Below are 25,598 nucleotides of genomic sequence, written 5' to 3'. Positions count from 1 at the left end.
TCTTACGCCACCGAACAAAGTAAGTCAACGGCGCCTCCGGCGTCGGCCTGGCCAGGACGGAGACACCACCGTGGCATCACGTTCCGCTTCCCTCCCCCTCGATGTGACGCATCTGCGGGCGGCCGGCGTCAGCCTCGTGCTGGACCTGACCGGCGGCACCCTTCCACGAGTCCTGCACTGGGGTGCCGACCTCGGCGCGCTGACCCCCGGGGAACTGGGCTCCCTGCGACTGGCCGGGGCGCCGCAGCCCATCGGCTTCTCCGTCGACGGCCCGGTCGAGGTCTCCGTGCTGCCCGAGCAGTCGGCCGGCTGGCTGGGTACCCCCGGCCTGGTGGGCAACCGCGGCGGCCGGGACTTCTCCACCGCCTTCACCGTCCACGAGGCCACCCTCACCGGGCCCGCGCGGGAGTCCCGCTCCTTCGGCGGCGAAGGCGGCGCCGCCGTCACCCTCCTCGCCCGCGACGAGGAAGCGGCCCTGGACCTGGAGCTGGTGATCGAGCTGACCGCGTCCGGGCTGGTGCGCCAGCGCGCCACGGTCACCAACCTCGGCTCCTCCCCCTTCGCCGTCGACGCCGTCAACCTCATGCTGCCGGTGCCCGCCGAGGCCGCCGAACTGCTGGATTTCACCGGGCACCACCTGCGCGAACGCAGCCCGCAGCGCACCGCCTTCACCCAGGGCCTGCGGATGCGGGAGAACCGCACCGGCCGCACCGGTTACGACAGCGCCTATCTGCTGGCCGCGGGCACCGAGGGATTCGGCAACCGCTCGGGCGAGGTGTGGGCCGTGCACACCGCGTGGTCCGGCAACCACCGCACCTTCGCCGAGCGCACCTTCCACTCGGTGTCGCTGCTGGGCTCGGGCGAGCTGCTGCTGTCCGGCGAGGTGGTGCTGGAGCCCGGTCGGTCCTACACCTCCCCCTGGCAGTACGGCTCCTACGGCCGACACGGCCTGGACGAGGTCTCCGCCCGCTTCCACCGCTGGCTGCGTTCCCGCCCGCACCACCCCGCCGCTCCCCGGCCGGTCACCCTCAACACCTGGGAGGCGGTCTACTTCGACCACGACCTGGACCGGCTGCGCGCCCTGGCCGACGCCGCCGCCGCGGTGGGGGCCGAGCGCTTCGTCCTGGACGACGGCTGGTTCGGCGCGCGCCGCGACGACCGGCGGGCCCTGGGCGACTGGTACGTCTCGGACGAGGTGTGGCCTCACGGGCTGGGCCCGCTGACCGACCATGTCACCGGTCTGGGCATGCAGTTCGGCCTCTGGGTCGAGCCCGAGATGATCAACGAGGACTCCGGGCTGGCCCGCGCCCACCCCGACTGGATCATGGCCGCCGGCGACCGGCTGCCCGGTGCGGCCCGCCACCAGCAGGTGCTCGACCTGGCCCGCCCGGAGGCGTTCGCGCACATCCTCCGGCGTCTGGACGAGTTGCTGAGCACGTATCCGATCGCTTATCTGAAGTGGGACCACAACCGGGACCTGGTGGACGCCGGGCACCGGCCCACCGGCCGCGCCGGCGTGCACGGCCAGACCCGGGCGGTCTACCGGCTGATGGACGAGCTGCGCCGCCGCCACCCCGGGGTGGAGATCGAGTCCTGCTCCTCGGGCGGCGGACGGGTGGACCTGGAGATCCTCCAGCGCACCGACCGGGTGTGGGTCTCGGACTGCATCGACGCCCTGGAGCGCCAGACCATCCAGCGCTGGACGAACGCCCTGATCCCCCTCGAACTCATGGGCACCCATGTGGGGTCGGACGTCGCGCACACCACCGGGCGCCGCCACCCGCTCGACTTCCGGGCGGGCACGGCGCTGTTCGGGCACTTCGGCATCGAGTGGGACCTGACCGCGGCCGCGCCGGAGGAACTGGCGCGGCTGGCGCGGTGGGTGGAGCTCCACAAGGAGCTGCGCGGTCTGCTCCACACCGGCACCTCCGTCCACGCCGACCATCCGGACCCGGCCTGCCGTCTGCACGGCGTGGTCGCCGAGGACGGTTCGGACGCGGTGTACGCCCTCGTCGCCACCGCCACCTCCGGGCTGTATCCGGCCGGCCCGGTCCGGCTGCCGGGGCTGGACGCGGACGCCCTCTACCACGTGCGCCCGCAGCCCCCCGGCGACCTGCCGGACGGCAACGCCCACCACTGGGGCGTCCCGCTGCCCTGGTGGACGCCGGAGGGGGTACGGCTGCCGGGCCGGGTACTGGCCGCGGCCGGGCTCCAGGCCCCGGTGCTCCACCCCGAGCGGCTGGTGCTGCTGCGCGCGACCCGGGTGTGAGCAGTGCCGGGGGTGGAGATCGCGAACTCCGTCCGGGCGCCTGGAACGTACGCCCTGCCAGGGCCTCGGCAGCGGCAGGCCGGGCATCTGCGGGTGCCGCATCTGCTGCCCGCCGAAGGTCCGTCGGGCGGAATACCCTGTCGGCATGAGCGAACGAGGAATGCAGGAGCTGGCCCTGCTGCTGCTGACGGCGCTGGCGAATGCCCCTCGGCACGGGTATGCCATCGCACAGGAGGTCAAGACCATCACCGACGGCCGAGTGGCGCCGCGTACCGGGGCGCTCTACGGGGCGCTGGACAGGCTGCTGGCGGAGGGCTTGATCCAAGTGGAGCGTGAGGAGGTGGTGGGCGGCCGGGCTCGTCGTGTCTTCGCTCTCGCTCCCGCCGGGCGGGAGCGGCTGGAGGCCGAGGCGGAGCGGCTGGCCGCGACCGCCCGGGAAGTCAGGCGGCGTCTGGCCGACGGTGCGGCGGCGCCGGCGTGAGTGATCTCCTCGTCCGTCTGTATCCGGCTGCGTACCGGGCTGCTCACGGGCAGGAAATCATCGATGTGCACCGGGAGATGACGTCAGACATGCCGCGGGCGGCTCGGCTGCGTGCGGACGCCGACCTGATCGCGCACGCCCTACGGGTTCGGCTGGGGCTTGACTCGGCGTCGCCTGCGGGGCGTTTCTTCGCCCTGGCTGCCCCGTTCGCACTGGCGGCCGGTGCGGTGGACAGCGGGCTGCAACTGACACGCTGGTACGCCGGGCTTGTTCTCTCCCCGGCCCCGGTACGGGTACAGCTCTTCGCCATGGATGGTGCGTGGAGCCTGTACATGCTGCTCTCACTGCTGGTGTGCGTCGGCACGGTCATCGCCTTGACCGGCCGGTGGGGGCCGGGTGTGGGGATGGCCGTGTGCGGGCTGCTGGGGACGGCCGTGCAGTGGGCCGCTGGCACTCGCCTGTACGACGAGGGGGCCGCCGCTCCGGTCGCGGCGTTGCTGACCGTCGCCGTCGTCCTCGCCTGCCCTCCGGATCGCCGCGGTGACAGGCGGCTGTCGGCGGCGGCCGGCGCCATGTCCGCCGCAGGGTGGTTTCCCGTCGTCGTCGTGAATGCAGGGACCTATACAGGGGCCTTCGGTGTGACCACGGACTACGGTGCCTGGCCGGTGCTGGTCCTCGCCTTCACCGGGGCCGTCCTCGCCCTCCGCGCGCGTTCCTCAGGTCTGCGTGAGATGGGCGCGATGGCCGTGGCCTCTCCGCCGCTGGTCGCCTACTCCTACGCGACTGCCTGGGGCGATCTCCGGCCCGTCCTCGGCACCTTTCTCCTGCTGTCGGTCGTGGCCGCGCTCACCGCGTTCTTCCAGGCAGTGCGCCACCGACGCTGACCCCGCCTTCACTTTCCGGCCGCCCGCCAACGGGCGGCCGGCTTCGCCGTGCCGACCATGTGCCCTGCCTGACGGCTTCCACGCCGGCAGCACACCGTGCCCCGCGCGCGTTGCAATAGTCCGTCGAGATGAATACTCTCTCCGGTGTTCTATCCGGGAGTGCTGTCCGGGCCGGCCGTGCGATCTTGGGTGCCCTCAGCGAAAGGGCACCCGCAGCGCGACGTGCGGGCCCCCCGCCCGGTCCCTTCCGGACAGAGAAGATCATCAGTTGCCGTTCACCTTGTCCCACCCCGCAGCGGTGCTGCCGCTGATGCGTCGGCCCTTCGTTCCGGCATACCTGATCGCGGGCGCCGTGGCCCCCGACGTCCCGTACTTCCTGGCCGTCCTCGGCGTGTCCGAGAACGGCCCCCAGGACTGGTACGGGCCGCTCCTCAACGCCACGCAGACCCACTCGCTCGGTGTGGGCCCAGTGGTCGGTCTGCCCCTTGCCATCGGTCTGGTCGCCGCCTACCGGATGCTGCGCGCGCCCATCACCGCACTGCTCCCGTCCGGCCTCCGCCTCCCGGAACCCGAGCGGACAACCGGCCTGCCGGCCAAGGCCCACCACACCATGTGGCTCCTGGTCTCCGCCCTGATCGGTATCGCCTCCCACCTCGTGTGGGACTCCTTCACCCACGGCGACGGCTTCCTGGTCACCCACGTGCAGCCGCTGCGCGCCTCGGCCCTGGGCGGCTTGACGGTCGCCCGGCTGCTGCAGTACGCGAGCACCGCCTTCGGCCTGGCGGCCGTCGGCTGGCATCTTTGGCGGCGCCGGGACCGTCTGCGCACCCATGGCGGCACCGAAACCGTTGCCTGCCTGGGTCCCGTCATGCGGTGGAGCGTGGTGACTCTGCTGGTTGCGGCACCCGTGCTGGGTGGCGCCGTCCACACCCGTGGCGACTTCAACGCCTACCGCTATGTGACCGAAGTGGACTACAGCCAACCGACTACCGTCGACCTGGGCGACGGTGCGATGGAGACCACCTATCCCTCCAAGACGGTCCAGGCTCCGTGGGGGACCCTCGCCGAAGGTGTGTTGACCGGGGCCGCCAAGAGAGCGGGCGCCTCGTTCACGGTGGCACTGCTGCTGTACTCCGCCACCTGGCAGATCGGCGCCATCTCGCGCCGGCCAGCGACGGCGTCCAGCCCCGAACCCTCACCGCAGCCGACTCAGGACGGGAAGTGACGGCGCTCGGCAGACGGTTTCCGCGCCCTGACCGCCGAGGTTCCTGGTTCAAGCCCCGGCGACGGGCGGCGGGGTCGTACCGCGCGACGTGCCGGGCGACAGCGTCGACGCCGGGCCGGGCGTACCGCTCCGGGGAGCGGTACGGAGGCGTGGCGGGAGCGTGCGAGCAGCATCGGAGTGGAGGTGCAGCCCTCGGCGTCGTGCGTGAGTGCGCTGTGCCGGAGCCGGAGCCGGAGCCGGAGCCGGAGCCGGAGCCGGAGCCGGTACAGCGTCCGGCCGTCCAGGTCCTCAATGTCCTCGGGTGAGGCGAGAGGGTTGACCAGCAACCGGGTGTTCCCCTCGAAGATCTCCCCGGCCCGGCGGTAGGAGAGTCGGGCCCGTCCGGTCTCAGGGCATACGTCGAGCGTCGGCGTCAGCGAGACGTCCGGCCGCCACAGGGCGGCGATCTGGTTCTCCACCAGGGCCTTGGCGCGGTCCGGTGGTGCCGGCTGCCGCTCGATGCCGATCACCGGGTCGCCGTTGATCCAGCCCTGGCGCTGCCACCAGCCGATCGCCTTGCGCGCGATGGACAACTCCCGGTTGACGGTGTCGGCGTCCACCTCGTCCGCCCGCGCTGCCGCCGGCTCCGCCAGGACCTCCGGCAGCACCGGGGCGTCGATCGCGGCGACGGGGAAGGCGGGCGGCTTCGCACCCCGGCGGGCCGGACCGGCCGGCGGCCCCGCCCGGCGCGCCTCGGCGCGGGCGGCCCGGGCCTACGCGGTGGCGGTTCCCCCGGCCCCCGGCCGGCCGGAGGAGCCGGCACCGGAGTGCAGCCAGCACTTCGCGTAGTGGTCGTAACCCACCGCGGAGTCCTCCGGCATACGGGCACAGGCCTCGAACGCCTCGGGGCAGCGGTCCCGGAAGGCGCAGCCCGGATCGTCGCCGGGGAGGGCGGAGCTGCCCGCCGGCTCGATGCCCGTCGCCTCGGTGAGCCGGGTCCGGTCGCGTGCGTCGGGGTTGGGCGCCGCGGCCGCCAGGATCCTGGTGTACGGGTGCTGCGGGTTGAGGATGACCTCGTCCGCCGGTCCCCTCTCCACCACGCGCCCGCGGTACATCACCAGGATGTCGTCGGAGAAGTGCCGCGCGGTGGCGAGGTCGTGGGTGATGTAGAGGACTGCGAGGTCGTCCTCGCGCTGGAGGCGGGCGAGCAGGTTGAGCACGCCCAGCCGGATGGAGACGTCCAGCATGGAGACCGGCTCGTCGGCGACGACGATCTGGGCCCCGGGCGCCAGGGCCCGGGCGATCGCCACGCGCTGGCGCATGCCGCCGGACAGTTCGTGGGGACGGCGCTGGGCGATGTCGGCGGCCGGGGTCAGGTTGACGCGTTCCAGGAGCTGTTCGACCCTCCGCGCCACCTCCTCCTTCCCCCGGGCCCTGCCGTGCAGCTTCAGCGGACGGGCCAGGTGGTGCTCGACGGTGTGGAAGGGGTTGAGCGAGGCGAAGGGGTCCTGGAAGACCATCTGGACGTGGTCGCGGTAGGCCCGGTCGGCGACCCGCCCGCCGTCGGGGCCGGTGGCGGTGATCTCGCCCGCGGTGGGCTTCTCCAGACGGGCGATCATGCGGGCGACCGTCGACTTGCCCGATCCGGACTCGCCGACCAGTGCGACCGTGCGGCCCGGAGTCAGAGTGAAGGAAACGTTGTCAACCGCGCGGAGGCGGGAGTGGCGCAGGCCGGAGCGTATGGGGAAGTCCTTGGTCAGGCCGCGTACTTCGAGCGTCGTCATCGCGAGCCCGCCTCCTTCACGATCGTTTCGGTACCCGTGCCCGCGCCCGTGCCGGGGCCGGGGCGCTCGCGGGCGCTGGACTCCCCGGTGCGGATGAACGCCCCCCGCTCGCCGGTGAGGCTGGGGAAGGAGTCGAGCAGCCTGCGGGTGTAGGGGTGCCTGGGGGCGCGGTGGATCTCGTCGGCGGTGGCGTACTCGACCACCTCGCCCTCGCGCATGACCGCGATGCGGTCGCTCAGCTCCAGCAGCAGCGGCAGGTCGTGGGTGATGAAGACGACGGCGAAACCCAGCTCGTCGCGGAAGCGCAGGATCTCCCTCAGGATGCCGCGCTGGACCACCACGTCCAGGGCCGTGGTGGGCTCATCCATGATCATCACCTGGGGATCGAGCAGCAGCGCCATGGCGATCATGACACGCTGCCGCATGCCCCCGGAGAGCTCGTGCGGGAAGGAGTCCAGCCGGCGCGGGTCCACCCCGACCAGGCGCAGGACCTCGGCGCACCGCTCGCGGCGGGCCCGCGCGGACATCTCCGGGCGATGGGTGGTGAGCACGTCCTCCAACTGGGCACGGACGGAGATGACCGGGTTCAGGGCGTTCATCGCGCCCTGGAAGACCATCGACAGCTTCGACCAGCGGAAGGCCCGCAGTTCCTCCTCGCCCAGTGCGAGCAGGTCGAGGTCAAAGCCGTCGCGGTCGTGGAAGACCACCGATCCCGAGGTGACCTCGGCCGGCGGCCGGTGCAGCCGGTTGATCGCGTACGCGAGCGTGGTCTTGCCGCAGCCGGACTCCCCGGCCAGGCCGAGGATCTCGCCGCGGCCGAGGGTGAGCGAGACGTCCTTGACGGCGTGGACGGGCTTCTCGCCCCGGTAGACCACGTTGAGGTTCTCCACCGTCAGGACGGCGTCGCGGCCGGACTCCCGGCGACCGGGCTCCCCGCGTCCGGGGACGGAACGGGCCGCGGCCGCACGGCCCCCGCGCTCCGCGCCGCCCGTACGCCCGCGGGTGCGGCGGGTGGCGGCCGGGACGGTGCGCAGCCTGGGGTTGATGATCTCGTCGATGCTGAAGTTGATCAGGGAGAGGCCGCAGCCGAACAGCGCGATGACGAGGCCGGGCGGGCCGAACCACCACCACGCCTCCCGCTGGAGGGCGAAGCCGTTCTGGGCGTAGTAGAGCATCGTGCCGAGCGTGTCGGAGCCGGAGGCGCCCAGGCCCAGGAAGGACAGGCCCGCCTCGCTGAGGATGGCCAGGATGACGGCGAACACGAACTGCGAGGCCATCAGCGGCAGCAGGTTGGGCAGGATCTCCACGGAGACGATTCGCCAGGGTCTCTCGCCCGCCACCTTCGCCGCGGCGACGTAGTCGCGGTTGCGCAGGGAGAGGGTCTGGGCGCGCAGCACCCGGGCGGAGGCCGCCCAGCCGGTGATCGCCAGCACGACCGCGATGGTCCACCAGCCGCGCTGCTCCACGGGGACGAAGCCGGCGATGACGATCACCAGCGGCAGGCCCGGGATCACCAGCATCACGTTGGAGAACAGGGAGAAGCCCTCGTCCACCGCGCCGCCGACATAACCGCCGATGACGCCGAAGACCGCGGACAGCAAGGTGGCCAGGACGCCCACCAGCAGACCGATCTGCAGGGAGCCGCGGGTGGAGTGGGCCAGCAGGGCCAGTACGTCCTGGCCGGTCTGGGTGGTGCCCAGCCAGAACTCGCCGCCGGGCGGGGTCATGCTGATGTCGCGGATGGTGTCGGGGTCGCCGGTCAGCACCGGTCCGAGGATCCCGAACAGGGCGATGGCGCCCACCAGGCCCAGGCCGATCCCGAGCTTGGGCGACCAGCGCGGCACCAGGGAGCTCCAGCCGCCGGCGCCGGGTCGCCGGGGGGCCGGGGAGGCACCGGTGGTGCCGGCCGGGGTGTCCGGCGCCGCGTCGGCGGCCTCGGCGGGCGGGTTGATGTTCGTCACGGTGTCGGTTCCTCAGCTCTCAGTTGCCGGCGCGGGTGCGGGGGTCGATGAGGCCGTACAGCAGGTCGACGACCAGGTTGGCGCCCAGCACGGCCACCGTGATGACCAGGAAGATCCCCTGCATCAGGGCGTAGTCGTTGTTCTCCACGGCCTGCAGCAGCCTCGATCCGATGCCGGGGTAGGAGAAGACCTGCTCGGTGATGACCGAGCCGGAGACCACGAAACCGAGGGAGATCGCGAAGCCTGCGACGGACGGCAGGACCGCGTTGCGCGCGGCGTAGCGGGTCATGACGCGCCGGTCGCGCAGGCCCTTGGCCCGGGCGGTGAGGACGTAGTCCTCCGACACCGTCGAGACCATCATGTTCCGCATCCCCAGCAGCCAGCCGCCCACCGAGGAGATCACGATCGTCAGGGCGGGGAGGATGCCGTGGTAGACCGCCGAGGCGATGAACTCCCCGTCCCAGCCCGGGGTGAGGATCACGTCGTACCCGCCGTTGAGCGGGAACCAGCTCAGGGCCGTGGCGAAGACCGCGACCAGGATGAGGGCCAGCCAGAAGTACGGCACCGCCGCGAGCACGGTGGTGGCCGGGACGAGCGAGTCCAGCCAGGAGCCGCGCTTCCATCCGACGAGGGCGCCGAGCCCGACGCCGAGCAGGAACGACAGGGCGGTGGCCAGGCCCACCAGCACGATCGTCCAGGGCAGCGCGTCACCGATGACGGTGGCCACCTCCGCCGGGAAGACGCTCACCGAGACGCCCAGGTCGCCGCGGAACATGTTGGCCAGGTACGAGAGGTACTGGACCACCAGCGGTTCGCCGGTGTCGGTTCCGAGGAGGAGCTCGTAGGATCTGCGGACCGACGGGTCGGTTGCGCCGCCTCGCTGTTGCAGCTTCGCCATGAGGGTGTCCACCGGGTTCCCCGGCATCATCCTCGGGATGAAGAAGTTCAGGGTCAGCGCCGCCCACAGGGCGACTAGATAGAACCCGAGCTTCCGGGCGTAGTACCTCACCGATCTCCGCCTATCACTGTCTGCTTCTCCTCGGAACCGTTCACCGCCGCCTCACCGCCGTGTCGGCCGCCGGGCCGTCACTTGCCGGCGGGCTTGAGGGCCTTGTAGATCTGCGCCTGGTCGGGACGGCTCCAGACGGCCGGGACGGCGTAGAGGTTGTACTCCGTCGGCCAGCCCTCGAACTTGGAGTCGTGGTACTCGCTGGTGGTGCCGGCGGTGAGGATCGGGATGTAGGGCATGTCCTCCTCGATCCGGGTCTGGATGACGTCGTACTGCCTCTGGCGCTTCTCGGCCGCCTCGGGGGAGAGCCTCTTCAGCTCCTCCAGCGCCCGGTCCACCCGCGGGTCGCTGTAGCGGGCGAAGTTCGGGTTCGCCGTCTCGCCGACCTTCGCGGTGGTCTCGCTGCTGAAGAAGTAGCTGTAGGTGTAGTAGGGGTCGGGTGTCGGCCCGGGGTACAGCGAGTCGATCAGCAGCTGGTACTTGCCCTGGCCGCGGGCCTCGGACCACTCGTTCCAGGAGGACTGCTGGGAGGTCAGCTTGATGCCGGCCTTCTTGAGCTGCTCGGCCATGGTGTCGACGGCGGTGATGTAGTCGGTCCACCCGGAGACGACCCGGACGGTCAGGGAGAGCTTCCTGCCGTCCTTGGCGTAGACGCCGTCCGGGCCCTTGGTCCAGCCGGCCCGCTCCAGCAGGCGTGTGGCCCTGGAGACGTCCGGCTTCATCGGGGCCAGGTTCTCCTCGAGTTCGCCGGAGACGAGTTCCTCGCTGCTCTCCACCAGCGCGAACCCGGGCGATATCTGGCCGGAGGTGTCCTGGAAGGCCAGCGAGTTGATCTGGGAGCGGTCCATGGCGTAGTAGATCGCCTTGCGCACCGCGGGGTCCGTCTGCGGCCCCTCGCAGCCCATCTCCGCGTCGGAGCAGGTCATCAGGGCGGTCTGGTTGATGGGGACGGTGACGGCCTTGTAGCCCGGGTAGTTCTTCTCCACGTTCTTCATGTCCGGGACCGGGCCGGTCTGCCAGTCGATCTTCCCCGCCTTCAGCGCGTCCGCGCCGGCCTGGTTGCCCGACAGGGCGATGTAGCGGACCTGTCCGACGGCGGGCTCGCCGTCCCAGTAGCCGGGGTTCGCCTTGAGTGTGAAGGCCTGGCCCTTGAAGTCGCCCAGCAGGTAGGGGCCGGTGCCGACGGGCTCGGTGACCGTGTTCTTCGAGGGCTCCTCGAAGTCCTTCCAGACGTGCTCGGGAACGATGAAGATCTTGCCCAGGATCTGCGGGCCGTCCATGTAGGACGGCTCGTCGAAGGTGATCCTCACATGGGTGTCGTCCACGGCCTCGGCGCTGCCCTTGTAGCCGGTGCCGTTCATCTCCTTGTACTTGGAGATCATGTCCAGCGTGAAGACGACGTCGTCGGCGGTGAACGCCTCGCCGTCCGACCACTGGACGCCCTCGCGCAGGGTGACCGAGAGTTCGGTGCCGTCCTCGTTCCAGGAGTACTCGGTGCCCAGCAGCGGCTCGGCCGGCTCGTCGCGGACCTGGTTGAAGTAGAAGAGCGGCTCGAAGATCGTGCCCGGCCCCTCGTTCATGGTCGGCGAGAACGGGTTGAAGTTGGCCTGGTAGTCGCCCGCCTGCCCCGTGAAGACCACCAGGGTCTCGTCCTTGGCGCCGCCGCCGCCGCTGCCGCCCGACCCCGAACAGGCCGTGGCCAGCAGGGCGATCGCGGCCACCCCGGCCACTGCGACGCGCGCACGGCGGCGTCTTGCTTGCTGGAACATGGTGGATGGTTCCTCTCGTCCTGGAGGGGCGCGTCCCTGTGCCGTTCGACCGCCTCGCGGGCGGCGGGTCACTCAGTGGGGCGATTCTTAAGTCGCCGAAGAAAGAAAGTCAATACTTCTACGGCGCCACCGGCACCGCGGAGACACAAGCGGGACCGGGGCCGGGCGGGAGCCGGGAAGCGGCCGGCCCCGGCACCGGGAGAAGCACGGGGGAAGAATACGAGGGAAGAGACCTGGTGGGGGCCGTTCGCGGGAAGAGGCGCCGGGCCGTCGGGGAGGGGCGGACGCCGGAGACGGGTGGGCACTTGCCCGCCTTCGGCAGGTAAATAAACTAACGGTTCGTACACGCGCGGCACGGACCGCGCGGAGCACATCGACAGCGCTCCCGCCGCGGTGGGGCGCGGGCGGAGGAACCAGTGAGCGGACCGGCTCGGGCCACGGCCCACGCGAGCAGCAGGGCGGCCGTCCTCGACGTGATCCGCGCGGCGGGCACCATCAGCCGGGTCGGCCTCATCAACGCCACCGGGTTCACCGGCGCGACGATCTCGACCGTCGTACGCCGCCTCATCGACGACGGGCTGGTGGTGGAGACCGGGCGCGCCGAGTCCACCGGCGGCAAGCGCCGCGTCCTGCTCCAGCTCAACCAGTCCTCCCGGTACGCGGTCGGAGTCCATCTCGACCACGCGGGCATCACCTACGTCCTGACCAACCTCGGCGGCTCGGTCGTCGCCCGGATGTCCCGCGCGGGCGCGGGGGCCGAGGACCCCCCGGCCGTCGTCGAGCGCATGGCGGGCGAGGTCGGCGCCCTCATCGAGGGCGTCGGCGTCGGGCGCGAACGGGTGCTCGGCCTGGGCCTGGTCTCCCCCGGCCCTCTGACCCCCACCAGCGGAATGCGGCTGACCCCGCCCCTGATGCGGCACTGGGAGGACTTCCCCCTCGACCGGGCCCTTCAACAGGCCACCGGGCTGCCGGTGGTCTCCGACAACGACGCCACGGCCGCCGCTCTGGGCGAGCACTGGTCCGGGGGGGTCGGCGCGGCCGGGACCTTCGCCGCGCTGTACATGGGCACCGGCATCGGCGCGGGCCTGCTGGTCGACGGGATGGCCTACCGCGGCGCCAGCGGCAACGCGGGCGAGATCGGCCACAGCTGCCTGGCCGTGGACGGCCCTCAGTGCTGGTGCGGGGCCCGGGGCTGCGTCGAGGCCCTGGCCGGGCCCTCCGCCGTCGTCGCCGCCGCCCGCGCCGACCGGTCACTGGCCCGCGCGGCCGGACTGGACGGCGGCCCCGGGCATCGTCGGCCGTCGGTGACCGCGGACTTCGCGGCCGTCACCCGCGCCGCGCGCCGGGGCGAGCCGGGGGCACGCGCCCTGCTGGAGCGCTCGGCGCGCTACCTGGCGGTGGCCGCCCGCACGCTGGCCAACGTCATGGACCTGGAGCTGCTGGTGCTCACCGGCCCGAGCCTGGCGATCGCGGGCTCGGTGTACCTGCCGGTGGTGCGGGAGGAACTGGACCGCGCTTTCTTCTCCCGCGCGGCGCACCCCGTCGCCGTCCGGCTCTCCCGGTCGGCCGCCACCGCGCCCGCGATCGGCGCCGCGGCCCTGGTGCTGCAGTCCGAACTCGTACCGCTGCGCCAGGGGCTGCGCCTGCCGGAGAACCTCGCCGACTCCGAACCCGCCCCGGTGGAGCGGTCCAGCGCCTGAGGCGGTCCCCCGCCCCTGCCGGTCCGCGCCGGTCCGTACAGCGCGGACGCAGCGGCGCGGCCGGGCCCCGCGGCGGTCCCGCGGAGCCCGGCGACGGCCGGCCGTCTCAGGCCGCGGTCACCCGCACCCCCTCGCCGCGGCCGGCGCGGTCGGCGCGCGCGAAGAGGGAGCCCAGCGCCCACGCGCCGGGGCCGAGCGCTGCGACCAGGAGGAAGGCCCAGCAGAACAGCGCCGCCGCCTCCCCGCCGTTCTGTATCGGGAAGAGCGCCTCGGTCTGGTGCTTGACGAAGTAGGCGTACGCCATCGAACCGGAGCAGAGCAGCGCGGCGACGCGGGTCCCGACGCCTAACATCACCAGGCCGCCGGCGACGAGCTGGATGACGGCCGCCCACCAGGCGGGCCACTGGCCGACCCCGGGCACCTGACCGCCGTGCGGTCCGCCGAGCACGTTGAACAGGGTCGCCGCGCCGTGGCAGGCGAACAGCAGCCCCACCACGATCCGGTAGAGCCCGAGCACATGGTCCCTGTACCTGTCCAGCAATTCCATCGAGTGTCCTCTCTCGGCCGTTCTGCCGCCGCTCACCGCGTCACCGCGGGTGCCGCGACGGCCATGTCGTAAGCGAGCTGGGGGATGAACCGCCCGGCCGGCCCGGCGCAGCCGTCCGCCTCGCCGGGGAGCTTGACCCACAGGAAGGCGGCGATCCTCTCGTCGCCGGTCCGGTCGGTCGTCGGGGTGCCGATCGCCCGCCCCGACGGATCGCACCACTGGGCTCCGGCGGGCCCGTTGCCGTTGCGGCTGGTGTCGATCACCGCACGCAGGTCCGGTGATCCGATCGCGTCCAGGACCGCCTTGGCGTAGGCCGTCTCGTCGGCGGTGCGGTTGTAGTTGGAGACGTTGGTGGAGATGCCGTCGGCGCTCTCGGTTATCCCGGCGGCCTTCAGCCGGGAGGCCATCTCCGCGGGCGGGTGCCAGTTGGAGTGCGCGGCGTCGAAGTACACCTTCGCCCTGGACGACGCCGCCTTGAGGGCCTTGCCCGCGTAGGCCATCGACTCCCTGGTCCGGGCCTGCTGCTCGGCGCTCTGGCAGTTCGTCATCAGGGCCAGGACGTCCGGCTCGACGACGACGGCGGCCGGGCGGCCCTCCAGCCCGGCGGCCAGCTCGTCGATCCACTGCCGGTAGGCGGCGTGACTGGAGGCTCCGCCTCCGCTGGCTCCGCCGCAGTCGCGGTTGGGCATGTTGTAGACCACCAGGATCGGGATCCCGCCCGCCTCCTCGGCGGCCGTGACGAGGGAGTCCACCTCGGCCCGGACCGTGCCGGTGTTGGTCGTGGTGAACCACTGGCCCTGCGGGACGGAGGCGATCCGGTCGCGGATCACCGGCGCGCGCGGGTCTCCCGGGTTGGCCGCCACCCAGCGGGCGGCCTGGGTGGCGGGGTTGACGTAGTAGGGCGGGGCCGCGTCGGCGGCCGCCCGCGCGGACCCGCCCGGCAGGAGCAGGGCCGTACCGGCGGCCGCCAGCGCGGCCGCGGCCAGCGCGAGCGCGCGGCCGGCCAGGGGGAAGGTGTTGCGGAGCATGCGTACTCCTCGGTGGGGGGAAACGGACCGCCGCTCGCCGGCGGCCCGTCGCGACTCCGGAGGCCCCGGCCCCGCTCCCGCACGGCCGGGACGGAGTGCCTCCGCACCGCGCGGAAGCCCTGGGGCCGGCCGGACGCGAGGGCCGGGAGAGCACGGTCACCGGATCGGCGGTGCGGCGCCGCGGTGGACGCCGACCGTCGGCGGCCGACCGCCGATCCGGAGCATGTGGTCTGGAGGAACGGATGGGAGCGCTCCCAGAAAGAGTAATGACACTGAGTCCGACGTCAAGGGAAACTGCATGACAACCGAACGGAGACACCTTTCCGAACAGGCACGCACCGGGATACGAGACATCACGGCACCTCTCGGAGGCGCCACCCTCTGCCGGCATTTCCATGGGAGCGCTTCCATCAGCGGGTTCCGAGGCGCTCTCCCCTCCCGCCCCCTCCCCCGGTCTCCGCTTCTCACGTGTCGGAGGGAGCGCCCCGGGGCATGGGGACGGTGCCCCTGACCGCCACCGGCCGTCGCGGGCGGGGCGACCGGTGATGCGAGCACGAGAACGGAGTGGTCCGTGGAAGCGATCGACCCGGCCTACGGAACGACGACACTGCTGCTGATGGCCGCGGGCGCCGTGGCCCTGCTGCTGTTCCTGATCATGAAGGTGAGACTGCACGCCTTCGTGTCGCTGGTCCTGGTGAGCGTACTGACCGCGATCACGGTCGGTTTCCCCCTGGCCGACATCCCCGACGTCCTGATGTTCGGCTTCGCAGACACCATCGGCTCGGTGGCGCTCCTGGTCGCCTTCGGAGTGATGCTCGGCCGGCTGCTGGAGATCACCGGCGGCGCCCAGGTGCTGGCCGACACCCTGATCAACCGCTTCGGGGAGCGCCGGGCGCCCCTGGCGCTGGGCACGGCCGCGCTCCTGTTCGGCTTCCCGATCTTCTTCGACGCCGGGCTGGTGGTGTTCCTGCCCATCATCCTCACCGTGGCCCGGCGCTTCGGCGGCTCGCTGCTGCTGTACGCCCTGCCCGCGGCCGGCGCCTTCGCCGCCATGCACGCCATCGTCCCGCCCCACCCGGGACCGGTCGCCGCCTCCGAGGTGCTCGGCGCGGACATCGGGCTCACCCTGCTGGTGGGCCTCCCGGTCGCGGTGGCGTCGTGGTACGTCGGCGTCCTGCTGGTATCCCGCTTCCTCGGCTCCCGCATCCATGTGTCGCTGCCCGACGTGATCTTCGGGGAGGTCCGCGACACCCGCGGACGCGGCGAGGGGGACGGCGCGGACGGCGCCGGCGAGGAGCGGCTCGGCGAGCGGCCGCCGTCCTTCGGCACGGTCCTCGGCCTGCTGCTGATCCCGCTGGTGCTGATCTCCTTCGACACCGTCCTGAGCACCCTGGTCACCGCGGGCGTCATCGACGAGGGCGAGGACTGGGCGGAGTTCCTGGGCCTGCTGGGCTTCACCCCGGTCGCCCTGCTGATCACCGTCATCACCGCGATCCTCGTACTGGGGCGGCCGCGCGCCCCGATGGGGAAGGTCGGCGACATCGTCGACGGCGCCCTGGGGCCGATCTGCTCGATCATCCTGATCACCGGCGCGGGCGGCATGTTCGGCGGTGTGCTGGAACTGTCCGGCATCGGGACCGCGCTCAGTGACTCCCTGTCCGGCCTGGGCATGTCCCTGATCGTCCAGGCGTTCGTGATCGCCACCCTGCTGCGCGTCGCCCAGGGCTCGGCCACGGTCGCCCTGACCACCGCCTCCGGCCTGATCGCCGGGGCGGCCCGCGCCGCGGAGCTGAGCGATCTGAGGCTCACCCTGCTGGTGGTGGCCGTCGCGGCGGGCGCCACGGTGCTCTCACATGTGAACGACTCCGGCTTCTGGCTGGTGAGCCGCTTCTTCGGAATGGACGTCAAGACCACCCTGCGGACCTGGACGGTGATGGAGACGACCCTGGGCCTGTCGGCGTTCCTGATCGCCCTGGGCCTGTGGACGGTGGTGTGACCTCCGGCCCCGCACCGGCCCGCCGCCGGTGCGGGGCCGACGCGGACCGGCGTCCGGCCGTCACCGCTCCTCGGCGGCGGCCAGGTCGTCGTAGACCAGCAGACCGTCCTCCCGCAACCGAGCCCCCGGTGTCGGCCGGTGCGGCATGAGCCTGCCGTCGTGCATCAGGTGCCGTACCTCCGCCCCCGCGGTCAGAACCGCGGCGTCGGCGATCAGCCGGCGATGGCAGCGCCACCACACCGACTCCGAGCACATGACCGCCGTGGCGGTCCGCGCGGCGTCCTCCAGCACCCCGTCCAGCGCCTCCCGGAAGGAGGGGTCCCGGGTGTGGGCGGCGTATCCGCGGAAGGACGCGTTGCGCCACACGGTGTCGGGCGAATCGGCCGGTGGCCTGCGGAAACCGCCCAGCGCCTTCTCCCAGCGGTAGGCGATGCCGTGCCCCGGCAGCCACCGCACGAGCCTGTCGCGGGCGAGGTCGGGGTCGCGGCGGCTGCCCGGGGCGGTGCGGACGTCCACCACCAGGGCGATGCCTGCCTCCGCCAGCAGCCCTGCCAGCCTCTCCCGGTCCGCCGTGCCGTGCCCCACGGTGTACAGCACCGGAGCCGGCCGAGGGCCCTCCGCCATGGCGCCTCCTCCCGTCGTCCGCCGCGCTCCGGCCGTCCCTCCCCGCCTTCCCCTCGCTCTCCTGCCCCGCCGCTCCCCGAAGACGCGCGGGCGGCACCTGAGCGGCACCGTGGTTCCCGCCCGGCTCGCGAGGTAACCGTCCGTCCTCGCGGTATGGACCCCGCCGGGCCGGTGTGCGGGCGGCCGTCGTCATGCGCACAGGCTCCGGTCGGGGTTGAATGGCCAAAAGTAGCGTCGCACTCCCATGGAGCGAGGCAGCCGAGTGAGCCCGACCACAGATCGTCACGACGCCGGTGCCGACCCCGCGCGGGGCGGCCCGGTGGTGTTCGTGCTGGACGGGGACGGGACCGTGCTGCGGTGCACGGACGGCGTGCTCGACCTGATCGGCCGCCCGGCCGACCAGGTCCGCGGACGGCCGATGGCGGAGATCGCCACCACGCCCGGCCCCTGGGACAGAGCGGCCGGCGAGCTCGGTCCGGAACCCGTGGGACTCCGCACGGCCCTGCGCCACCGGGACGGCACGCCGGTCGAGGTGGACGCCGAGGTGCTGCCGCTGCCCGCCGGCGGCGAGGCGCGCCTGCTGATGTGCGCCGCCCAGTCTGCCGCCGGGCGGCGCTGGACGGAGGACCAGTCGCTCATCCGCGCGCTGTTCGGCCAGAGCCGCATCGGCCTGGTGATCCACGACACCGAGCTGCACACGACCCGCGCGAACCTCGGTTCGGAGTTCTTCGGCACCCCCCTGCCCGCGAAGCCCTGGCAGCACGCTCCCGGCCTGGACCTGCGGTCGATCCTCGTGCCGGAGGACGCCGCCGCGATCGAGGAGCAGTGGCGGCGGGTCCTGCGGACCGGCGAGGCGGTGATCGACTGGGAGCACTCGGCCCGGCGTCTGAAGGCTCCCGACCAGGAGCGGATCCTGTCCTCCTCGGCCTTCCGGCTCGAGGACAGCCACGGCCGTGCCATCGGGGTCGCCGCGGTCTTCACCGACATCACCGAGCAGTACACCGCGCGGCGGAGGCTGGCCCTTCTGCACGCCGCCGCCGCGCGGCTGGGGAAGACCCTGGACATCACCCGCAACTCCGAGGAGCTGACCCGCATCCTGGTGCCCGACTTCGCGGACCTGGCCTGTGTGGACCTGGTGGAGAAGGTGATCCAGGGGGACGACCCCGGGGCTTTCTCCGCCGGTACGCCGCTGCGCCGGATCGCGGTGGCCCCGGTGGACGGCTCCTGGCCGGCCGAGATGTACCAGCGCGGGGACTCCATCCACGCCAGGGATCTGGAGAGCGACGCCCTCCGCGACGGACAGGCCGTGCTCGTACCCGATCTGGCCGACCTGGGGAAGCGCCTGGTTCCCGACCCGGCGCGGCAGCGGCTGCTGTTCCCGGAGGCGGCCGCCTCGGCGCTGATCGTCCCGCTGCGCGCCCGGGGGCGGGTGCTGGGCGTGCTGGGTCTGTGGCGCGGCCGGGACCGGCTCCCCTTCGGGGTGAACGACGTCCCCCTGGCGGAGGAGGTCGCCTCCCGGGCCGCGCTCAGCGTGGAGAACTCCCGCCGGTACACCTCCGAACTGCGCACCGTGGAGACCCTGCAGCGCAGTCTGCTGCCCCCGGCCGGGGTGGAGTTCACCGCGGCCGAGACCGCCGGCACCTACGTGCCGGCCGGCACCGCCGCGGGGATCGGCGGGAGCTGGTACGACGTCATCCCCCTGTCCTCCACACGGGTCGCGTTCGTCATCGGCGACGTGGCCGGGCACGGGCTGGGAGCGACGGCCACCATGGGCCGGCTGCGCACCGCCGTGCAGACCCTCGCCGACCTCGACCTCCCTCCCGAGGAACTCCTCACCCACCTCGACGATCTGGCCACCCGCCTGGCCTACACCGAACCGCAGCCGGACGGCAGCGCGGGCGGGGTCGTGGGGGCGAGCTGCCTGTACTGCGTCTACGACCCGGTCACCGGGCGCTGCGCGATGGCCAGCGCCGGCCATCCGCCGCCGATCCTGACCAGCGCCGAGGGGCGCACCCGCCATGTGGACCTCAAGCCCGGCCCCGCCCTGGGGGTGGGCGGCATGCCCTTCGAGCCCGTCGAACTCCATCTGGGCCCGGGCAGCGTACTGGCCTTCTACACCAACCAGTTGGTGGCCCACGACGAGACGTCCTCCGAGGGCCTGACGCGGCGGCTGCGCGAGAGTCTGCACGCCGCGGTGGAGGCCGGGGGCTCCCCCGCCGACATCGGACGCACCGCCGTCGACCGGGTCCTGACCGAACCGGCGGCCGACGACATCGCCCTTCTCGTCGCCCGGGTGCGGGCACTGCCCGAAGGTGCCACCGTGGCCTGGCGGTTCACCGCCGACCCGACCGTCGTCGGCCAGGCCCGCGAGCTGGTCACAGCCCAGCTCACCGCCTGGGGCCTGGAGGAGATGGCCTTCACCACCGAGTTGATCGTCAGTGAACTGGTCACCAATGCCATCCGTTACGCCGGCTCCCCCATCGGGCTGCGGTTGATCAGGGACAAGACCCTGATCTGCGAGGTCTCCGACCCCAGCCAGACCCAGCCCCATCTGCGCCGGGCCCGGCTGACCGACGAGGGGGGCCGGGGGCTGTTCCTCATCGCCCAGCTCGCACACCGCTGGGGCAGCCGCTACACCCTCTCCGGCAAGACCATCTGGACCGAGCAGGCGCTGGGTGCCGTTCCCGAGATCCCCCTGGACGTTTTCTGAGTCCCGCCCGGCCCGGCCCCGCCGGAGGCCGGGCCGGGCGGGCAGGGGCGATCGGACACGGTGCCGTTCGTGCTCCTGACCCGGCCTCAGGAGCCCAGTTTCCCGGGTCCGTTCGGGTGGGGTTCCCGCAAAAGCCTCCGCCGGGTTCCACGGGACTTCGCGGCCGGATGCCGGCCTCGCAGGTGTCGGCCGCCCGCGACCGGCTACCCGGACAGGGAGAGCCTTTTCCGGCACTCCTCGACAGCGCGGCCCCGCGCCGACGCCGACGTACGGGAGCACACCCGTGGCCCACATACCGCCGAACACCACCACTCGCGACATCACGCGCGACACCGCCCGCGGCCCGGCCCGCCGCATCGCGCGTACCGCCGGCGCGCGGCGGGCCGAACGCGACCTGTGGGGGCTGCTGCTGGTGGCGTGCGCGGTGCCGCTCACCGGATCGGTGCTCGACTTCGCCCGGCTGTCCGGCGCGCCGGTGGACGGGTGGTCCGGCGCGGTGCTTCCGTGGCTGCGGCTGCTGTGCTCGCTGGCCGCGGCCGCGTGGTGCCGCCCTCGCCGTGGCGGCCGTCGCCGGTGCCGCCCGCATCGCCGATCTGGTGCGGGCCGGTGAGTTCCAGGGGGTGGTGGGCAGCGTCGCCACCACCATCCTGCTGGCCTGGCTGTGCGGCGAGTTGGCGGCGCGGCACGGGTCCGGGTGGCGCGGGCTGGGGGTCGGTCCGTCCGATGCGCGGCCCGCCGCCGAACGGCTGACGGCCGTGATGGTCTTCGGGGCGGTCTTCGTCCTCGCCTACACCACCGTCACCTGGATGGCGGGCCTCCAGAAGGGTCTGCCCGCGGCCGCGCCCTGGCTGCCCGTTCTGGACCGCGCCCAGAGCGCGGCACTGGGCTGGAGCGGCCCCGCGGACATGGTGGCCAACATCCTGTTCACGGGCGTCGCCGAGGAGATGGTACTGGTGGGCGCCGTCGTCGTGCTGGGCCGTGCGGCGGGACGCCCGCTGTGGGCGGCCTGCGCGCTCAGCCTGCTGCTGCGGGTGGCGGCGCACCTGTACCTGGGTGTGCCCGGAGTCGCCCTGCTGCTGCTCGGCTCGTGCGCCCTTCTGCTCTACCTGCGCTGCCGCAGGCTCACTCCGCTGGTCGCCGGGCACATCGCCTACGACCTGACGGCCTCTTTCGCCCCTTCCCCCGAGGTGTTGGGCGACTGCGTCCTCGCCGTCCTGCTGGGAACCGGGGCGGCGTTCGCCGCATGGCTGCTGTGGTTCGCCCCGGCCGACCCCCGCGGCCGTGAGGCGCCCGGCGGGGAAACCGGATCGCGCGGGGCCGTCTCCCCGGGGTCCGGCGGCCGCTCCTCGGGCGCTCCGGGGGCCGGGCGCCCGGACGTGCCGTTGCCGCCGACGGCCGGCGCGCGTAAGACATAGGGCAGAGACCACAAAGGCATCATTCGTTTCACACGCCCACCGAAGGGTCAAAAGCCGGTGGAGCCGGGCGGCGGTGTTATCCACGTCGGGGCGGCCCGTCGGAGGCGACCGCCCGTGGAGAAGGACGGGAACCGGGACCGCAGGAGCGCGCCGGACTGGCGTCGCCACCGCGGCACCGGTCGGAGCTGGTGGGTCGAGAGGACACGGGCATGGCAGTGCGGACGGACGAGTCGGAGCCGGCGCAGGAGAACAAGAAGAAAACCGTGGGAGCGGTGGTGGTCGAGTGGCTGACCACCACCGACCACAAGAAGATCGGCACCCTCTACCTCATCAGCTCCTTCGGCTTCTTCACGCTCGCCGGTGTGCTGGCTCTGCTGATCCGGGCCGAGCTGGCCCGCCCCGGCACACAGATCCTCTCCAACTACCAGTACAACCAGTCGTTCACGATGCACGGCGCGATCATGCTGCTGCTGTTCGCCACCCCGCTGTTCGCCGGCTTCGCGAACTGGATCATGCCGCTGCAGATCGGCGCGCCCGACGTGGCCTTCCCACGCCTGAACATGCTCGCCTACTGGCTCTACCTCTTCGGCGGGCTGATCGCGGTCTCCTCCTACCTCACACCCGACGGCGCGGCCGACTTCGGCTGGACCGCGTACACGCCGCTGTCGGACGACACCCGCACACCCCAGGTCGGCGGCGATCTGTGGATCATGGGCTTCGGCCTGGGCGGCTTCGGCACGATCCTGGGCGCGGTCAACTTCATCACCACGATCATCTGCATGCGCGCCCCGGGCATGACGATGTTCCGGATGCCGATCTTCACCTGGAACGTGCTGCTGACCAGTGTGCTGGTCCTGCTGGCCTTTCCGCCGCTGGCGGCCGCGCTGTTCGCCCTGGAGTCGGACCGGGTCTTCCAGTCGCACATCTTCGACCCGTCCAACGGCGGCGCGCTGCTGTGGCAGCACCTGTTCTGGTTCTTCGGCCACCCCGAGGTCTACATCATCGCGCTGCCGTTCTTCGGCATCGTCACGGAGGTCATCCCGGTCTTCAGCCGCAAGCCGATCTTCGGCTACATCGGCCTGATCGGCGCCACCATCGCCATCACCGGTCTGTCGATCACCGTGTGGGCGCACCACATGTTCGCCACCGGCGGGGTGCTGCTGCCGTTCTTCTCCTTCATGTCGTTCCTGATCGCGGTGCCCACCGGCGTGAAGTTCTTCAACTGGATCGGCACGATGTGGAAGGGCTCGCTGAGCTTCGAGACGCCGATGCTGTGGGTGATCGGCTTCCTGGTCACCTTCCTCTTCGGAGGGCTCACCGGCGTCCTCCTGGCCTCCCCGCCGCTGGACTGGCATGTGACCGACTCCTACTTCGTGGTGGCGCACTTCCACTACGTGGTCTTCGGCACGGTCGTCTTCGCGATGTTCGCCGGCTTCCACTTCTGGTGGCCGAAGTTCACCGGGAAGATGCTCGACGAGCGGCTCGGCAAGATCACCTTCTGGACGCTGTTCACCGGCTTCCACATGACCTTCCTGGTCCAGCACTGGCTGGGCGCGGAGGGCATGCCGCGCCGGTACGTCGACTACCTGGCGGCCGACGGCTTCACCGCGCTGAACACGGTCTCCAGCATCGGCTCGTTCCTGCTGGGCATGTCGTTCCTGGTGTTCTGGTACAACGTCTGGAAGACGGCGAAGTACGCGCCGAAGGTCGCCGTGGACGACCCGTGGGGCTACGGCCGCTCGCTGGAGTGGGCGACCTCCTGCCCGCCGCCGCGGCACAACTTCGTCACCCTGCCGAAGGTCCGCTCCGAGTCCCCGGCGTTCGACCTGCACCACCCGGACGTCGCGGCCATCGACCAGGCCGAGAACGTCGGGCGCAGGGACATCACCGACGTCACCCCGGAGCGGCGCGGCGACATGGGGTGAGCACGGGGGACGGACGCAAAAGATCCGCAAACGGTGTAATCCAGGCATCCCCGGGAACGCGGTCCCCACGTCGGTGCACGCCGCCGGCCAGCGCTTCGACCTTTCGGGAGGACCAGATGGCCACGCACGGGAAGAACAAGACCGGCCCCGCCCGGGACGACGAGCTCAAGCAGGAGATGGAGGGCGAGCTCCGCGCGGGCCGGTCGCTCCGCATGGAGGAGGACCACGAACTCCAGCCCTCGGGCGAGGACCAGCCCGATGTGGACCGCGCACCCAACACCGTGCTCACCGGCGGCACCCCTCCGGGGATGGACCACAGCGACGTCGAGATCCGCAGTGAGCTGGCCCGGCACCTGGGCCTGGGTCTCTACCCGGCCGACCGCGACGCCGTGCTCGGCAAACTGCGCGAGAACAACGCCCCCGACCGCCTGCTGGGACTGGCGGAGAGGCTGCCGGCCGGGCAGGAGTTCCGGAACGTCCAGGACATCGCCCGGGCCCTCGGGCTGGGCGTCGAGGACACCAGCCACCGCACCTGACGGCGACGGCCCGGGTACGCCTCCCCCCGGGGACGGGCGGACGTCCGCGTCCACCCGGACGCCGCACCGCCCGGAGCGCCAAGGCTCCGGGCGGTGCGGCGTCTCGCGGGAGCGGGAGTCCGCCGCGGTGGCGGACGGCGGCGGCGAGGAGAGCCGGGCGGCCGGCGGCACGGAAGAGACGACGAGACGGAGGAAGAAAGGCGGACATGAGCGACCAGGAGCAGCAGGACCCCACCCGGAAGCACCCGCAGCCGGAGTTTCCCCAGCAGGACCAGCCGCACCCCGGCCTGACCGGACGGATGGAGCCCGAGCCCGACCACGGCGAGTCGTCCTACCGGGGCAGCGGCCGCCTGACGGACCGGAAGACGGTCGTCACCGGCGGCGACTCGGGCATCGGACGCGCCGTGGCCCTCGCCTTCGCGCGGGAGGGCGCGGACGTGCTGTTCACCTACCTCGCCCAGGAGGAGAAGGACGCCCGGGAGACGGCGCGGCTGGTCGAGGAGGCCGGCCGGAAGGCCGTGCCCCTGATGTGCGACATCCGTGAGGAGTCCGAGTGCCGCCGGCTGGTGGACCGGGCGGTGGCGGAGTTCGGGCGCATCGACGTCCTGGTGAACAACGCGGCCTTCCAGATGGCGCAGCCCGAGAGCATCGAAGGCATCGACACCGAGCAGTTCGACCGGACGATGCGCACCAACCTCTACGGCATGTTCTGGCTCTCCAAGCTGTCCCTGCCCCACATCCCCTCGGGTGGCAGCATCATCAACACCACCTCGGTGCAGGGGTACAAGCCCAGCCCCCATCTGCTCGACTACGCGATGACCAAGGGCGCCATCGTCACCTTCACCCAGGGGCTCGCCCAGTACCTGGCCGAGCGGGGAATCCGGGTCAACGCCGTCGCCCCGGGGCCGGTGTGGACCCCGCTGATCCCCGCGACGATGCCCGACACCTCGGAGTTCGGCGCGCAGTCCCCGCTGGGGCGGCCCGCCCAGCCCGCCGAGATGGCCCCGGCCTACGTCTTCCTGGCCTCCCGGGAGGCGAGTTACATCACCGCCGAGGTCGTCAACGCCACCGGCGGGACTCCGCTGCCCTGACGCCGGGCCGGCAGGAGCCGCGGACCTGACGGGTGTTCACCGAACACACCCGCATGGCCGTACTCCTTCCGGGTAGGCGTGAGGCAACGACACAAAGCGTCACATACCAGTCATCACAGCGAGAGAAGGGATGCTGGATGTCTCACGTCGAGGAGTCGATCGAGGTCCGCGTGCCGGTGCGCACCGCGTACAACCAGTGGACCCAGTTCGAGAGCTTCCCCGAGTTCATGGAAGGCGTCGAGCGGGTGGAGCAGAAGGACGACACACTGACCCACTGGGTGACGAAGGTCGCCGGCGCCGAGCGGGAGTTCGACGCCCGCATCACCGAGCAGATCCCGGACGAGCGGGTGGCGTGGACGACGGTCGACGGCGAGGCCAAGCAGGCCGGCGTGGTCACCTTCCACCGGCTGGACGACAGCACGACCAAGGTGATGCTCCAGATGGACCACGACCCCGAGGGCGCGACGGACACCGTCGGCGACAAGCTCGGTGTGGTCCGCCACCGCGCCAAGGGCGACCTGAAGCGGTTCAAGGAGTTCATCGAGAAGCGTGGCGCGGAGACGGGCGCCTGGCGCGGCCAGGTCTGACCCGGTCCTCCGACCGCGAGGGGGCTCCTCACCCCCTGTCATGTGGCCGCGGCCCGTGACCACCTCCACGGTGGTCAC

General features: G+C 72.1%; 21 protein-coding genes. 13 read left to right on the top strand and 8 right to left on the bottom strand.

What is annotated here, in order from left to right; translation table 11 throughout:
• Positions 1-70: 70 nt before the first annotated feature.
• From ACW69E_RS12160 to ACW69E_RS12145, 4 genes are all read left to right on the top strand, one after another.
• Positions 71-2,269 (top strand): alpha-galactosidase, encoded by a 2,199-nt coding sequence (locus ACW69E_RS12160; protein ID WP_457498200.1) that lies wholly within the window; start codon positions 71-73, stop codon positions 2,267-2,269.
• A 145-nt stretch (positions 2,270-2,414) separates the two neighbouring features.
• Positions 2,415-2,750: a PadR family transcriptional regulator gene (locus tag ACW69E_RS12155; RefSeq protein ID WP_055631055.1), complete on the top strand. Its 336-nt coding sequence runs from the start codon at positions 2,415-2,417 to the stop codon at positions 2,748-2,750.
• Positions 2,747-3,634 carry a hypothetical protein gene (locus ACW69E_RS12150; protein ID WP_457498199.1) on the top strand — a complete coding sequence of 296 codons (888 nt, stop codon included), beginning with the start codon at positions 2,747-2,749 and terminating at the stop codon, positions 3,632-3,634. The genes ACW69E_RS12155 and ACW69E_RS12150 overlap by 4 nt, the downstream gene beginning before the upstream one ends.
• Before the next feature lie 268 nt (positions 3,635-3,902).
• Positions 3,903-4,859, top strand: a complete 957-nt coding sequence (locus ACW69E_RS12145; RefSeq protein WP_457498198.1) for a DUF4184 family protein — start codon at positions 3,903-3,905, stop codon at positions 4,857-4,859.
• On the opposite strand, the gene ACW69E_RS12140 is transcribed toward ACW69E_RS12145, so the two are convergent.
• The 5 genes from ACW69E_RS12140 to ACW69E_RS12120 form a co-directional block, all read right to left on the bottom strand.
• Positions 4,844-5,506 carry a hypothetical protein gene (locus ACW69E_RS12140; RefSeq protein WP_457498197.1) on the bottom strand — a complete coding sequence of 221 codons (663 nt, stop codon included), beginning with the start codon at positions 5,504-5,506 and terminating at the stop codon, positions 4,844-4,846. The two genes, ACW69E_RS12145 and ACW69E_RS12140, sit on opposite strands and share 16 nt — an antisense overlap.
• A 105-nt stretch (positions 5,507-5,611) precedes the next feature.
• A complete protein-coding gene (locus ACW69E_RS12135) occupies positions 5,612-6,622 on the bottom strand; it encodes an ABC transporter ATP-binding protein (RefSeq protein WP_457498196.1) in 1,011 nt (336 codons plus the stop codon).
• The gene (locus ACW69E_RS12130) at positions 6,619-8,583 is read right to left on the bottom strand and encodes a dipeptide/oligopeptide/nickel ABC transporter permease/ATP-binding protein (RefSeq protein ID WP_457498195.1); all 1,965 of its coding nucleotides are present in this window, start codon (positions 8,581-8,583) and stop codon (positions 6,619-6,621) included. Before ACW69E_RS12130 ends, ACW69E_RS12135 begins: the two co-directional genes overlap by 4 nt.
• Before the next feature lie 19 nt (positions 8,584-8,602).
• Positions 8,603-9,592, bottom strand: coding sequence for an ABC transporter permease (locus ACW69E_RS12125; protein ID WP_457498194.1), 990 nt, complete (start codon positions 9,590-9,592; stop codon positions 8,603-8,605).
• Positions 9,593-9,669: 77 nt separating this feature from the next.
• On the bottom strand, positions 9,670-11,361 hold the full coding sequence (locus ACW69E_RS12120; RefSeq protein WP_457498193.1) for an ABC transporter substrate-binding protein: 1,692 nt from the start codon (positions 11,359-11,361) through the stop codon (positions 9,670-9,672).
• A 416-nt stretch (positions 11,362-11,777) separates the two neighbouring features.
• Here ACW69E_RS12120 and ACW69E_RS12115 point away from each other — a divergent pair, with 416 nt between their 5' ends.
• Positions 11,778-13,061, top strand: coding sequence for an ROK family transcriptional regulator (locus ACW69E_RS12115; protein ID WP_457498192.1), 1,284 nt, complete (start codon positions 11,778-11,780; stop codon positions 13,059-13,061).
• A gap of 106 nt (positions 13,062-13,167) precedes the next feature.
• Here the strand turns inward: ACW69E_RS12115 and ACW69E_RS12110 are convergent, their stop codons facing one another.
• Positions 13,168-13,608, bottom strand: a complete 441-nt coding sequence (locus tag ACW69E_RS12110; RefSeq protein ID WP_457498191.1) for a DoxX family protein — start codon at positions 13,606-13,608, stop codon at positions 13,168-13,170.
• Between the two features lie 32 nt (positions 13,609-13,640).
• A complete protein-coding gene (locus ACW69E_RS12105; protein WP_457498190.1) occupies positions 13,641-14,636 on the bottom strand; it encodes a glycoside hydrolase family 6 protein in 996 nt (331 codons plus the stop codon).
• A gap of 571 nt (positions 14,637-15,207) precedes the next feature.
• Between ACW69E_RS12105 and ACW69E_RS12100 the strand changes: the two genes are divergently transcribed.
• Positions 15,208-16,632 carry a GntP family permease gene (locus tag ACW69E_RS12100; RefSeq protein ID WP_457498189.1) on the top strand — a complete coding sequence of 475 codons (1,425 nt, stop codon included), beginning with the start codon at positions 15,208-15,210 and terminating at the stop codon, positions 16,630-16,632.
• A 60-nt stretch (positions 16,633-16,692) separates the two neighbouring features.
• Here the strand turns inward: ACW69E_RS12100 and ACW69E_RS12095 are convergent, their stop codons facing one another.
• Positions 16,693-17,256: a DUF488 domain-containing protein gene (locus ACW69E_RS12095; RefSeq protein WP_457498188.1), complete on the bottom strand. Its 564-nt coding sequence runs from the start codon at positions 17,254-17,256 to the stop codon at positions 16,693-16,695.
• A gap of 262 nt (positions 17,257-17,518) precedes the next feature.
• Between ACW69E_RS12095 and ACW69E_RS12090 the strand changes: the two genes are divergently transcribed.
• The 7 genes from ACW69E_RS12090 to ACW69E_RS12060 all read left to right on the top strand — a co-directional run bounded on the left by ACW69E_RS12090 (position 17,519) and on the right by ACW69E_RS12060 (position 25,520).
• The gene (locus ACW69E_RS12090; RefSeq protein WP_457498187.1) at positions 17,519-19,966 is read left to right on the top strand and encodes a SpoIIE family protein phosphatase; all 2,448 of its coding nucleotides are present in this window, start codon (positions 17,519-17,521) and stop codon (positions 19,964-19,966) included.
• A 283-nt stretch (positions 19,967-20,249) separates the two neighbouring features.
• Positions 20,250-20,576, top strand: coding sequence for a hypothetical protein (locus tag ACW69E_RS12085; RefSeq protein WP_457498186.1), 327 nt, complete (start codon positions 20,250-20,252; stop codon positions 20,574-20,576).
• Positions 20,524-21,381: a CPBP family glutamic-type intramembrane protease gene (locus ACW69E_RS12080; protein ID WP_457498185.1), complete on the top strand. Its 858-nt coding sequence runs from the start codon at positions 20,524-20,526 to the stop codon at positions 21,379-21,381. Before ACW69E_RS12085 ends, ACW69E_RS12080 begins: the two co-directional genes overlap by 53 nt.
• A gap of 209 nt (positions 21,382-21,590) precedes the next feature.
• Entirely contained in the window at positions 21,591-23,306 is a 1,716-nt protein-coding gene (gene ctaD / locus ACW69E_RS12075; RefSeq protein WP_457498184.1) for an aa3-type cytochrome oxidase subunit I, read from the top strand.
• A gap of 116 nt (positions 23,307-23,422) precedes the next feature.
• Positions 23,423-23,842, top strand: coding sequence for a DUF2795 domain-containing protein (locus tag ACW69E_RS12070; RefSeq protein WP_457498183.1), 420 nt, complete (start codon positions 23,423-23,425; stop codon positions 23,840-23,842).
• Positions 23,843-24,048: 206 nt separating this feature from the next.
• Positions 24,049-24,933 carry an SDR family oxidoreductase gene (locus ACW69E_RS12065; RefSeq protein ID WP_457498182.1) on the top strand — a complete coding sequence of 295 codons (885 nt, stop codon included), beginning with the start codon at positions 24,049-24,051 and terminating at the stop codon, positions 24,931-24,933.
• Positions 24,934-25,070: 137 nt separating this feature from the next.
• A complete protein-coding gene (locus ACW69E_RS12060) occupies positions 25,071-25,520 on the top strand; it encodes an SRPBCC family protein (RefSeq protein ID WP_206347593.1) in 450 nt (149 codons plus the stop codon).
• Positions 25,521-25,598: the final 78 nt, after the last annotated feature.

Source organism: Streptomyces sp. SS8 (assembly GCF_054072955.1).
The sequence above is the reverse complement of the archived record's forward strand: the minus strand, read 5'-3'. Positions and strand labels throughout refer to the sequence as shown.